The sequence below is a fragment of the Bacillus cereus group sp. RP43 genome, assembly GCF_040459645.1.
Lineage (GTDB): Bacteria > Bacillota > Bacilli > Bacillales > Bacillaceae_G > Bacillus_A > Bacillus_A mycoides_C.
The window spans coordinates 81,522-94,650 of record NZ_JARVHQ010000002.1; the positions used below are offsets into that span (position 1 = coordinate 81,522).

Genomic DNA, 13,129 nt, shown 5'->3' on the forward strand with positions numbered 1-13,129 from the left:
ACACAAAAATGACTCTTCAGATTTGATTGTATGAGACTTTTAATTAGTTGTTAATATAATAAGTCGTATTTGTCATAAAAACGTATGTAAAGGGAGAAACGGACTTTACATGCGTTTTTAGGTTTTTTAGGGAAAATAAAAAGGGCAGTCATTATTTACGACTTAACCCTTTGTCTACGATCTGACGAATTGCTTCATTTCGATTCTTCAGCTTATTTTCATGCCAATAATTTTCTATTTGTTCTACTTGTTCTTTTGTAAAAGTAACTAAAATTTGAGTGTACTTGTCTTTATTAACAGCCATATAACAACCTCCTCTATAAAAAATATTATAAGTTATATAACTTATATTGACAACCAGAAAAATGAGTAATAGAATAGTTATATAAGTTATATAACTTTATTGAGGAGGTTATTACATGGAACGAAAAGTTAAAAAGATGATGGCTGATCTTCAATTTATTATGAATCATGGTCAAATCAGTGTAGATTTTATGGATATAGGATATAAAAGAATGCTTTTTAGTGCATTAGAAGCTACCGGAAAAAGGTTTAATGTGCATACCAATGAACATAATGAAACAGCCTTGTTCTTAGAGTTAGTTTAGTAAATTTACGCAATGAGGAGCTGTTAATGATGGAGCAGTTAACTATTTTTGACGTAATGGATGAAACTAAAAATAAGCTTTATGAGGTATTAGAGAAAAATGGATTAGATTATAAAATTCATAAATACTATTTATATTCAAATTATGAGGGAGCTGTTCAATATTACTATATAAGAACAACTGATAATACAATTATTGATTTGTGTATCTCTGATTTTCCAGAAATCTTCGCTGTCCATGAAGGGTTTAGCGATAAACAAATTAGAAAGATTTACAACTGGAACTTATAAGCTATATAAATAACAAATTTAATTATTGGAGGAATGAAAAATGAAAATTGGTGTATCTGAGTGGAAAGCATTGAAAAAAGAGACAAAGTTAAAGCTATTGCGCTATGCGATGTTAGAAAGCAAGTATAAGTATGCAAAATAAAAGCTCTTCATTTGCAAAAGCAAACAAAGAGCAAAGTCATGAGTGACCGTCTGGGAAAGAAATTGGCAGGTTTCTTTCCTCTATATTTTAACATATAAAAAGTTGTAGAGAAAAGGGGCATGTAGAATGGAAGAAGGGCGTATTTCCTTTCAGCAAGGGTTTAAAGAATTTCTTATTATGATGGTCTGTTTTTGGTTCATTATGTTTCTCATGTATGGTGAAAGCCTGTTACAATAGAATGGAGTCGAAAGTCTAAATACCCTTAGGTAGTTCTCATAGGTGTACGATCTATGGGGGCTTTTATAATAAAGAAATATAAAATTTCACGTACCGTAATGTTTAATAAAAAATAAAATACATAATCAATAGTCTACATTTAATTTTGTGCTTAGTTAATCCGCTTAATGGATTCGGTCTCGTTTGTTTTGGATACTATCTTATGTGAAATGGCGATATTATTTTTATATCGGATAGATTTCTTGCGAAATATGTACCAAGAGCCGTATTTCAATTTAAATATGATAGTATTACACTTAGTATGAGCCTTATATTTTATTATTTTGTACTAATCATGGGGGTATGTATATGCGTAAATTGTTCAGTGGAAAACGTGTACTAGAAAGAGAAACAAACGAAGGTTCATCTTATTTTGTAGTACCAGAAGAGAAATTTCAGAAGTATGTGGTGCTATGGGGATATTTAATCCCACACGGAGTTTTCAATCAGCCTAATAAATGGGTAAATACATATACGATAAACCCTTTGGATACATATGTTTTAGTAACAGAATTCAATCCTAAAGAGTATGAATATATGATTTATGAAGAAACAAGGGTTGCTAGACAATTGCATCAAATATTAGAACCTTATGGAATAGATATTAATAATGAATTCGAAAAGTTCGTAGAGTTAGAAGAGATTCCTGAAGCAGCCATAAGCAAAGTAAAGGATTGCTTAATGGAAAAAAGGTGTATGAATGATTATCCAGAAGACTTTCCAGTAGTCGACGGCTATGAATATATAATTGAGGGCGAGAAAAAGAAACTCATTATTGAAACTGAAACTTATCATGATGATGATACACTATATGACCAAACGGGGAATTTTGATCGCAGTTATATCGTTGAAACTTATCGTAAGACAGTTACAAATGAATTTATTTATGTATTTAAAACGCATGACAATAGCTGGTATCAATATTATGCAGAAGGCGCAAGTAAAGACTGTTGGATCATGAAAGAAATATATGATGATGAATTAGACGATTTACCAATTTCATCTTATGAACTTATTGAAACAGAGAAACGTGAAATTCCAGAAGAAGATTTAAAGGCTAATATTAGTTGGGAAGAATTACTCGATCCGAATAGAGAATGTGATTTCTATTACTCGGATAAAATGTTTGCAATGAGTTTCTTAGCAAATGAGGGAAGATATAATGTAGTGAACATTAATGGGGAATGGAAAAGATATAGTGAAATGGTTTTTAAAGGAGAAGCACCGTTTTCCAAATGGGATGATTTAGTATTTATTGGGACGGCTAAACAAGGGGAAACTCAAGGAAAACAATTTACCCAAGAAGAAATGATGCAATTTGCAGTGTATATGCGAGAAAAGAGAGGGAATTCATCATTGCATTAATTAAAAGAAAAGCTATTATAAGGGTACAGCCGATATACATGTAATTTTGAGTCATAGGCTTACTTTTACAAGTATCTCGGTCGAACCCCAATTACACATAAAGTATTAATAATTTCTGGTGTAATCCTGTGTTGTATTTCTAGTGTAATCCTGTGACGCATTTCTGGTGTAATCCTGTGTTGTATTTCTAGTGTAATCCTGTGTTGTATTTCTAGTGTAATCCTGTGACGCATTTCTGGTGTAATCCTGTGTTGTATTTCTAGTGTAATCCTGTGTTGTATTTCTAGTGTAATCCTGTGACGCATTTTTGGTGTAATCCTATGACACATAATTATTGTTATTTATTAACGTGTATGATAATATTGGTTATGTAGAATAATTAGTATATAAGTAAAAACCCCTTCCCAGCCAAGGAAGGAGTTAATCGTGCAAAAAGGTCAGCCAACCTTAAGCACTTAACTTGTTACTATTAGTGTTTTCTTCTCTTTTCTTTTGGAAATAGCCAGCCAGCTGTCCCAAAAGAAATAACCCAAATTGACATAGAAATAAAAAAAGTTGAATCATTAACGTAGCAGGCATACTCAAATACACATAAAGACTTAAAAGTAACACTATTGTTAAAGAAAATATCACAGCTGAAATTTGGAATCTTGCGTTTTTCCAAATTAGAAAAGATGTAATCGGAATCCCTGCATTCAAAGAGGGACATAATACTATGAATATATTAAGAAGCAGTCCTGGGATTGCATTCTTAAGAAGAAATGTAATTATACTTGTAGTTAACATTTTAATCTATCCTTTCGTTTTTCATTTTTAAATGACTACGTTCTTACATAAGTTAGTGAATTATTGTCTTACACATCCTTTCCGTATGTAAAGTATTTATATTAAACGGGAGCCACCCGTGAATTTTAGCAAAACAAAAAGCACTTAAGAGAACTAGTATTTCTAAAGAGTGGTTTTTGAATATATTTAAAAACCAATATACATCTACTTAATTAGCAATATTGAGTATGTAGAATTTAGCTAATCCTGGTTAGGATTATTTTTTTTGGTTAAGTAATACCCCATATATTAATTATACCATATAACCGAAATACACCCGGTCTAGGAGCCCATATATGTTTAAAGCAAGATCCAATGCCTCTACTTCTTTACGGACAATCCTGGTCTAGGTTAAGTAATACCCCATATATTAATTATACCATATAATTGAAATACACCTGGTCTAGGAGCGCATATATGTTCAGAGTAAGAAAATTCCTCTACTTATTTACGGACATAAACAGGGGGTTAATCGAGAAGCGTGTAAAAACGTCCATATTTTAGATTTCATCTCTTCTAATCAAACTTACCATCTTTTCCTTAAAATATTCTACATCATTATTTGTTCCAGATAACTCAAATTTTGATACAATAGGCACTTCATATTTAGCAGAAATTTTGTCAGCACTTGCACCAAACATGTCTCCCCAATTACGATTGCCACTTGCAGATACGCCTTTTAATTTTTCATTATTGCGTTCTAAAAAGTCTAAAACACGTTCCGGTACATTTCCAAAACCTGTTGTATACGTAATAAGAATAAAGTCTTCATCTAATACTAGAGCTTCATCAATTTGAACGGCCGGCATATTTAATTTGTGAATGAAACGCTTCACGTTTCCTGTCATAGAATCATATGCAACTAACATTTCCGACCCTCCCTCTCCAATCTATATTCTCTGTATGTCGTTTCTTGATTTCTCTATATATTGTATTACGTTTCAAAATAAGACACAAGATATATGTATAAATTCTTTCTTTTTTTAACTTTTACTTTTCGACATGACCGTCGATTTTTTTCAATACAAAGACTATGAAACAACATTCTAAAACTCATGTCAATAAAGTGCTTTTCAAAAAAGTTGTCAACGAACTTAACCTTATTTTTAAAAAAGTTACCAATATTTTTTGTCATAAAACAGTAAATGCTGGAGTAATATATTTCTCCAGCATCACGCAAAAAAGAACAGATATTAAACGATAATCTGTTCTAACAAACGATTACATTTATCAATTTTACTTTATTAAATATTATACATATACTTTCGTTGCTCGTTACATACAAAAAGATAACTATTATAGAAAAAGATTATTATTATGGAGTTTCAATTTATGTATGAAAAGTTTATTCAGAGTGTTCAATACGAAAAATATCTTTTACAAATTTATCAATTATCGTGCATACCAGAGCTACAATTGTTTATATTTTGTTATTTCCTGTTGCAGAATCCTTATACTAAGGATTCTATTTTTTTGCATTAAATTTCTACAAACAAAAAAAGATAAGATCGAAGAATACGATCTTATCCTCAGCACAAGGAGTAAACATAAGTGATAACCATCATATTTTTATTATACTTTATTTTTTGTTAATTTTGAGTATTAAAACCATAATTAACAAGTATATCTATATTGAGAAATTTATTACAAAAATTAGCTATAAATGATTCAAAATCCGAATGTAAACTTTTAGCCAAAAGTTTACATTCATTTCCCCTTAAACATTGACTTTTAGCTAATTCCATTGATATTATAAAAATATACAAAAAAGTATACATTCAAATCATTGAAAATAAAGGGATTGAAAAGCAGGTGGATAAAAAGCAACATTTAATTGATGTACAACCAATTCGGAGCATTGAACAGATTAATGACATGAAATGGTCACTTAAACGTCATTGTTCAGATCGTGATTACATTTTATTCCTGATTGGGATCAATACAGGATTACGTGTCAGTGATTTACTTAAAATGGAAACAGGGGAAATTTTAAAACTGAAGCGAAAAAAACGAAAAGAATTTAAAGTAAGAGAAGGAAAAACAGAAAAGGAGCGTATCATAAATATTACATCTATTTTTGAAGAAGTATTTCCATACGCTGAGGGTTTAAAAAGTACCTGGTTGTTTCCTTCTCGAAAAGGTGATAAACCTATTAGTAAAATTCAAGCATATCGACAGTTACAAAAAGCTGGGGATTTTGCCGGAGTAGAATCTTTAGGTACTCATACCATGCGTAAAACATTTGGATATTGGTTTTACAAGCAAACAAAAGATATTGCTATGTTACAAGAAATATTGAATCATAGTACACCACAAATTACACTAAGATACATTGGAATTAATAAAGAAGAAAAAGATAATGTACTTGATACATTCCGAATCTAATTTGAATTTGGGTGTTTTTGCTTATCCTCCGAAAAAGGGGAATAAGACAAAATGTAATAAAGCTATTCTATCTCTATGGCTTCTTCAATAAATGGACATTATTTTTGAAGAGGAAATTTCTGGAGTGACAAAGGATCGCGAACAACTCAAAAAAATGCTAGGAGAACTACGAGAAGATGATACCACTTCTGCCCATCAGGTAACATAGCGAAAAATTTGAAACCCGTCAGGGTTTATTTGATGTACCTACTTTTATGCTATCTATAAAAGATAATAAAAGACTACGTGAAAAAACCACATTTTGTATAAAAAGATACCTTAAGTTGATGGATGTGGGGTAGCACCACATGCACATCAAGCTAATATTGTAACGTCCCCCCAAAACGACAAAAATACTACTTTTATCTTAAAACCACTAGGAAATTCGGTTTTTATAAGAATATAGAATGTATCTTCGTTCGATGATAACGGGGAAGCACCTCAATCCGGTATTTAAAAATGGAGATTTGGTATATAATGTTATTGTATTATTTTAAAAGTGAGTGATCCACCATGACAATCAGTTTTTTCCATTCATCAATTAAATTCGAGGTACGGAAGGATTAATGAACAGTAGAGATTTCTTTTATTAAAAATCTTCCGTGCATAAAAATTGAGGAAGAAAATATATGTTTAGTTATTACAGTACACTTTGTACCAAATTCTATGATTTTACAAAAACTGTGGGATATGCTTTAAGGAGTATTATATAATAAAGTATCAATAATGGAGGTTTAAATTGTTATGGCAGAAAGAACTAAGATGGTTGTAATTGAAAAATACAATCCAAAGTGGAAAGATGATTTTTTTCAAATATCCAAAATGATAAAGAATTATATTGGCGATTTAATTACAGATATTGAACATGTTGGTTCCACATCAGTTGAAGGACTACCAGCTAAGCCAATAATTGATATTGATGTGGTTGTTGAAGATATTAAGTTACTTCCACAAATTATAGAAAGATTAGAAAGTTTCGAATATATTTATCAAGGTGAATGTGGTGTTCCAGGTAGACACGCTTTTCAAAGGGAATTTGAAGAAGATATAAAATATCATTTATATGTTTGCCCTAAAGATGGTATTGGCTATATAGAACATATTGCACTTCGTAATTGTTTAAGGCAAAATAATAAGTTAAGAAATGAATATGCACAATTAAAAATAGATTTATCTGAGAAGTTTAAATTTGATGTTGATAGCTATTGCGAACATAAATCACCATTTATAGATAAGGTATTAAAGAAATGTGGTGTGCGATAAGCTATATGCACACCACTAGGTTAAATGTGCATAATCTGTAGTTGTGAATATTTTTTTGAATTGTGTACTTAATTATACTTATAAAACAAATAAAATATAGACTACATAGATTATTATGTAGTGCAAGAGTCCAATGCGCTAGTTGAAGAACGAAGGACATTACATATTAGTCATATAAAATATGTAATGTCCTTTAGTTTGTCAATCTTTTTTTATTTTTGGGGTGATTACTTTTCTTAAGTTGATGGCCATGTGGCGTGACCCTATCGCTATCAAACTAACAAAATAAAATATCCCCTAAAATGAAAAAATACGCTATTCTTTCTGTAGAATCATAGGAAAGGATGGCGTTTTTTATGTCTGTTTCTGTGTCTGATGAATTACAACTATTTGCTCAAGAGATTCAAAGTTTTTTATCTCCAAATACCTTACGGAATCTTGCTAGAGATGTTGGTTTCGTACAACGAACCAGTAAGTACCAAGCAAAAGATTTAGTCGCTTTATGTGTATGGGTGAGCCAAAATGTAGCTATGACTTCTTTAACTCAATTATCTAGCTGTTTAGAAGCAGCAACAGCAGTACTTATTAGTCCTGAGGGACTGAATCAACGATTTAATAAGGCGGCCGTCCAACTTTTACAACACCTACTAGCCGAACTATTAAGCAAAAAATTGACCTCATCTATGCCGATTTCTTCTCCATATACTTCTGTTTTCAAGCGTATTCGTATTTTAGATTCGACTGCATTTCAACTTCCAGATCCTTTTTCATCCGTTTATCCAGGTGCAGGGGGATGCAGCCATACAGCGGGAGTAAAGATTCAGCTTGAGTATGATTTATTAAGTGGACAGTTCCTTCATATTCATACGGTTCCAGGGAAACAACATGATCGAACCTACGGTTCCCTGTGTGTTCCAACTGTGACAGCGAATGATTTATGTATCCGAGATTTAGGGTATTTTCATTTGAAAGATCTTCAACACATACAAGATAAAAAGGCTTACTATATCTCTCGTATTAAATCAAATACACGTATTTATCAAAAAAATCCCACCCCTGATTATTTTCAAGATGGAAGAATCAAGAAAGGTACAGAGTATATACAGATAGATATGGAGGCCTTAATGAACTCTCTTCAACCCGGACAAACATGTGAAATATCCGACGCTTATGTAGGAATGACTGATAAAGTACCAACTCGCGTGATTGTTCATCAGCTAACAAAAGAACAACAACAAAAACGATTACAAGATCAAGCTGTAAGAGAGAAAAAGAAGGGAATGAAGTATTCCCCTCGTAGTAAACGTCTCAATGGTATCAATGTATATATGACAAACACCCCTACAGATATTGTCCCGATGGGACAAGTACATGATTGGTATTCTTTACGTTGGCAAATCGAGATTTTATTTAAAACGTGGAAATCATTCTTTCATATTCAGTATTGTAAAAAGATAAAACGAGAAAGATTGGAATGCCATTTATATGGGCAACTGATCGCCATTCTACTCTGTTCTTCTACTATGTTTCAAATGCGACAATTACTTCTTATGAAAAAGAAACGAGAACTGAGTGAATATAAGGCCATATATATGATTAAAGATTATTTTCTTCTTATTTATCAAGCCATACAGAAAGACACCCAAGAACTATCAAAAATTCTCATTCGCCTGTTCAACCTCCTACAGCAAAACGGGAGAAAATCTCATCGGTATGAGAAAAAAACAGTCTTTGATATATTAGGTGTCGTTTACACTTGTACCGTGTCTGATGATCAAGCGGCCTAATTCAAAAAATGACACCCGATAGGGTTTATTTCGTATGCAAATCTTTCAAGTCCCTACACCTAGCCTTTAGAAAAAAGAAACACCTTTTACTATAATTGACGTTGTATGAGCTTAGCTTGATAGCGATGGGGTAGCACCACATGTCCATCAACTTAAGAAAAGTAATCATCCCCAAAAAGAAAAAATGAGCTGAATTCTCAAAATAACTAACTGTAGAGAAAGAGAATTTCCATTTAAGGTGTACTTGGGGTACAGCCGAGATACGTGTAAAAATAGGTTATAGACTTACTTTTATTTCCAAATAAACTTAAACTCGGGTCTTCTCTATTATTTTTCAACTTAATGTCATACAACCTAATCATACAATTGAAACGAAGTGTTTTCAGTAGCTAACCAATGGATGATTAGGGTTAACCCATAGTAGACAAATGTAGCCTTGAATTAAAGTTTGATTAAAAAGTGTGCTCAAACCCTCACTTCACAATAAACAAATAGAAGCCATTTTGAAAAAAGATTTATTAAAATGACTTCTATATTTGTGCATACATATTGTGTTTTTTTAAAAAATTTTGATAATTTTAGCAAGCGAATAGTGACGATTCGCTCTTATTTCAGCATTATCTACATTTACTACATAAAATTTCGTTTGCTCTCTTAGCTAATACTTTATCTAATTGTCCAACAGGCATAGTTTTTTCTTCAGGTAATACTAAAGAAACTGTAAATCGTTCACCATGTTCGACTGTTTTACCACATTGTGAACATACTAAATTTACATCTTTAAAATGCTCTTTTAATTTATCTAACATATCATTCATTCCTCCTATTTGATTGTTTAATATAAAATATATAAATATCATTATATTTATTATACAAGATTAAAAAGAAAACATGGAGTAGAATTCCAATTCACACCATGTTTAGCAACAACTATTTTATAAATCCGCTATAAAACTTTTTTCAAAACTTCGCGATTTTATTACAAACCAACAACAAAGGCAGATTTTTCATTGCAAATAAACGAATTGATACCTAGTTATAAGGGGTCACCATATCAAAAAAAGAAAATTGTACGTTTAGACACATTTTAGAAGTAAATAAGGGCTCTTTAACCTTTTGTAAAATAATAGGAATCAGAAAAAACAAAGCAGTGTGTCCATGCTATACGGATGTCTTATTTACTAACATCGGTTGCACCTCACTTTTTAGTATGATGATATTCAATGTGGCTATCATACATTTTTTAAATTGATCCTACTCTGTAGTTCTAGCTGTTTTATTATCATATAATCTGTAAGTGTTTTGCACCCACACTATTGCATATAAATATTTTTTAAATTTTGTCCGATCTATATTTGTTAGACATAAAATTTGATATTTTCGCACCAAAACTGGAAAAAAACCTATTTATCAACTTGTTTCTATTTTTTTAACCTTTACACAAGAACCAGATTAACTCCATATCACCTACAGATTACTACTTTAGGATAAATCTTAAGGAGGTTAAAAAGCATGAATTTTATCAAGCGATCATTTTTAAGTTTAAAATCAAGAAAGGGAAAGTCACTTATATTACTTGCTATTTTTCTAGTTGTAATTAATTTGGTGTTTGCTGGTTTTACCATTCAAAGTGCATCAAGTAAAGCTACCGACTTGGCCAGACAACAATTAGGAGCGAATGTTAACTTAAAAATAGATATAAACAAATATATAAACAGTGATCAAAATACTGGTGGAGCAAGAACGGTACCTGCTATCGAAGAGAAAGAAGCTGATAAATTAAAGAACTCTAAGTATTTAGACCACTATAATTATCTAAAAAGTGCTAATGCTGAGCTGAAAGAGCTCCATTATGTCGAATCACTTGGAGGAGCTCAATCATTTGGCCCAAATAATAATTTAAATTTCACTTTACAGGGTGTTAGAGATTTTTCTTTATTAGAAGCTGCTCAAGACAGAAAATTAAAACTAGTTGAAGGAAAGGGAATTACGCCAAAAACAGTAGGGAAAAACGTTGCTATGATTGAAAAAAGGCTAGCTGAAAAAAACAATTTAAAAGTGGGTGATAAACTGCAAATAGGTGAAGTAATGGAAGAGGAACTTACCACGAAAGATCTGGAAATTATAGGAATATATAAGTCTGAAGAAGACTCCTCATCTTTTGGAGGACAATCTTTTGCTTTATTAGAGCCTGCTAATCAAATATATGTACCGTATTCTGTTATGAATTCATTGGAAAATGCAATGTATTCATTAAAGGACCCTAAGGATATTGCTGCATTTAAGGAGGAAGCAAAAAAATTAGGATTACCAGATTACTATGAATTGGATGCACAAGATATGGTATATAAACAAATGATTGGTCCAATCGAAAATATTGCATCTTTTTCGAAAATGATTGTAATTATAGCCTCCATTGCAGGTGCAACTATTTTAGGATTAATTATCATGTTATCTATTAAGGAACGAAGAAAAGAAATGGGAATTTTGTTATCTATAGGCGAGAAAAAGTGGAAGCTAATGGGCCAATTACTAGTTGAGATAGTGTGTATTGCTATATTAGCATTTGGTTTATCTTTATCAACAGGAGAGAAAATTTCTCAAAAAATCGGTGATAATCTATTATCTAATGAAATAGCAAAGAATGAATATAAATCGGAAGACCCTATAGCACTACTTAGTGGTAATCCTACTGTAGAAGTAGATCCAGTAGATAATATCGATATAAGTATTTCAACTGAGGGTATAGGAAAAATAGGGGGGCTTGGATTAGGGATCGCTATGCTGGCAACGCTTCTTCCAGCATTATCTATTCTACGCTTAAATCCAAAACAGATCCTTTTAAAAGATGAATAAGGAGGCCCGATATGGAGACGATTTTACAATTTAAAAACTTAAATTATTATTATGAAAGTAACGGAAAAAAAGTAACAATACTAGATAATGTTGATTTTTCTTTTCAAACAGGACATTTCTATACCATTTTAGGTCCATCTGGATCTGGTAAAACCACAACGCTTAGCTTAGGTTGTGGGCTGGATATACCTAAAAATGGTTATGTACTGTATAAGGGCAAGGATATTCGGAAAATTGGTTTGGATCGATACCGTAATCAATATGTATCTGTGATTTTCCAATCTTATAATTTGATTACCTATATGACGGCTCTTCAGAATGTACTAACGGCAATGGAAATTACAGGTGTTAAAGTACAGAATAAAAAAGCAAAAGCATTAGAACTATTAGAGAAAGTAGGACTCACAGAAATAGAAGCGAAACGAAATGTCCTGCAACTAAGTGGTGGACAACAACAACGTGTAGCAATTGCTCGAGCACTATCCTGCAATGTTGAATTGCTTATTGCTGATGAGCCCACAGGAAACCTTGATGGAGAAACAGCAAAAGAGATTATTGAGTTGTTTCAGGAGCTCGCCCATCAAGAGAATAAATGTGTAATTGTTGTTACGCATTCACAAGAAGTTGCAAAAAAATCGGATCGAGCAGTTTATTTAAGTAAAAAGAAGTTAGTAGTAAAAGATATTAATAATAATGTGATTCCTGTCATGTAGTCAGAATTCAAAAAACACAACTAAGCGACCTGGGTCCTATATTGAAATGGACTCAGGTTATTAAATTTTTTTTGCAACCTTTGATGATTATACAAGGGGGATGATATCATGTTTCATTTATGGAGGCCTTCCACTTCATTGCTAATGGTCAGGCAGAATCTCCAAGGTTTTTAGAGAGGAATATGAGATATGAGACTGGTTCAGCTCTTGAATTAAGCGTGGATAAAGCAAATATTCCATGGAAAGAAGCTATTGAAGATAGTGGAACTAAACAAGGAAAGACACCATATGAAGTATTAAATACGTACTTTAATATAAATAATACGCCCACAATTGAAAATAAAAGAAAAGAAATTAAAGAGAACAATGACTATGAAACACTTTTAGAACAAGGAGAAAAACTGGTGAAAATAAGTAACGAGTAAAGAAAACTTGGTTTTGATAATTTATTTTGAACCTAACGTGCAGGTAACTAATTAATTTGTGTCCAAAATGTGTCTAAACGTACAATTTTCTTTTTTTGATATGGTGACCCCATGCCCATCAACTTAAGAACAGAAACAAAATGAACTTTCGTTCA

Annotated in this window: 12 protein-coding genes and 1 pseudogene; 10 read left to right on the forward strand and 3 right to left on the reverse strand. The window is 31.8% G+C overall.

Features of this window, described 5'->3' with window-relative positions; all coding sequences use genetic code 11:
• Positions 1-151 precede the first annotated feature (151 nt).
• Positions 152-304 carry a ribbon-helix-helix domain-containing protein gene (locus QCI75_RS27120; protein WP_000290205.1) on the reverse strand — a complete coding sequence of 51 codons (153 nt, stop codon included), beginning with the start codon at positions 302-304 and terminating at the stop codon, positions 152-154.
• A gap of 115 nt (positions 305-419) precedes the next feature.
• Here QCI75_RS27120 and QCI75_RS27125 point away from each other — a divergent pair, with 115 nt between their 5' ends.
• From QCI75_RS27125 to QCI75_RS27135, 3 genes are all read left to right on the forward strand, one after another.
• A complete protein-coding gene (locus tag QCI75_RS27125) occupies positions 420-608 on the forward strand; it encodes a hypothetical protein (RefSeq protein ID WP_353761647.1) in 189 nt (62 codons plus the stop codon).
• A 26-nt stretch (positions 609-634) separates the two neighbouring features.
• Complete coding sequence (locus QCI75_RS27130) at positions 635-898, forward strand: hypothetical protein (protein ID WP_074594694.1); 264 nt, start codon at positions 635-637, stop codon at positions 896-898.
• Between the two features lie 727 nt (positions 899-1,625).
• Complete coding sequence (locus QCI75_RS27135) at positions 1,626-2,681, forward strand: hypothetical protein (RefSeq protein WP_353761648.1); 1,056 nt, start codon at positions 1,626-1,628, stop codon at positions 2,679-2,681.
• 1,325 nt (positions 2,682-4,006) lie between these two features.
• Here the strand turns inward: QCI75_RS27135 and nrdI are convergent.
• Positions 4,007-4,375 (reverse strand): class Ib ribonucleoside-diphosphate reductase assembly flavoprotein NrdI, encoded by a 369-nt coding sequence (nrdI, locus tag QCI75_RS27140; RefSeq protein WP_353761649.1) that lies wholly within the window; start codon positions 4,373-4,375, stop codon positions 4,007-4,009.
• A 943-nt stretch (positions 4,376-5,318) separates the two neighbouring features.
• On the opposite strand from nrdI, the gene QCI75_RS27145 reads away from it, so the two are divergent.
• The 4 genes from QCI75_RS27145 (at position 5,319) to QCI75_RS27160 (ending at position 8,980) form a co-directional block, all read left to right on the forward strand.
• Positions 5,319-5,891, forward strand: a complete 573-nt coding sequence (locus QCI75_RS27145) for a tyrosine-type recombinase/integrase (RefSeq protein WP_353761651.1) — start codon at positions 5,319-5,321, stop codon at positions 5,889-5,891.
• 91 nt (positions 5,892-5,982) lie between these two features.
• A complete protein-coding gene (locus QCI75_RS27150; protein WP_483299480.1) occupies positions 5,983-6,099 on the forward strand; it encodes a resolvase in 117 nt (38 codons plus the stop codon).
• A 575-nt stretch (positions 6,100-6,674) separates the two neighbouring features.
• A complete protein-coding gene (locus tag QCI75_RS27155; protein WP_353761652.1) occupies positions 6,675-7,193 on the forward strand; it encodes a GrpB family protein in 519 nt (172 codons plus the stop codon).
• Between the two features lie 356 nt (positions 7,194-7,549).
• Positions 7,550-8,980 (forward strand): IS4 family transposase, encoded by a 1,431-nt coding sequence (locus tag QCI75_RS27160; RefSeq protein ID WP_353761654.1) that lies wholly within the window; start codon positions 7,550-7,552, stop codon positions 8,978-8,980.
• A 617-nt stretch (positions 8,981-9,597) separates the two neighbouring features.
• Here the strand turns inward: QCI75_RS27160 and QCI75_RS27165 are convergent.
• Entirely contained in the window at positions 9,598-9,789 is a 192-nt protein-coding gene (locus QCI75_RS27165; protein WP_353761655.1) for a hypothetical protein, read from the reverse strand.
• A gap of 703 nt (positions 9,790-10,492) precedes the next feature.
• Between QCI75_RS27165 and QCI75_RS27170 the strand changes: the two genes are divergently transcribed.
• The 3 genes and pseudogenes from QCI75_RS27170 to QCI75_RS27185 all read left to right on the forward strand — a co-directional run.
• Positions 10,493-11,836: an ABC transporter permease gene (locus tag QCI75_RS27170; RefSeq protein WP_353761656.1), complete on the forward strand. Its 1,344-nt coding sequence runs from the start codon at positions 10,493-10,495 to the stop codon at positions 11,834-11,836.
• Between the two features lie 11 nt (positions 11,837-11,847).
• The gene (locus QCI75_RS27175; RefSeq protein ID WP_353761657.1) at positions 11,848-12,549 is read left to right on the forward strand and encodes an ABC transporter ATP-binding protein; all 702 of its coding nucleotides are present in this window, start codon (positions 11,848-11,850) and stop codon (positions 12,547-12,549) included.
• Positions 12,550-12,653: 104 nt separating this feature from the next.
• Positions 12,654-12,974: pseudogene (locus QCI75_RS27185) on the forward strand (hypothetical protein); the annotation flags it as partial.
• Positions 12,975-13,129: the final 155 nt, after the last annotated feature.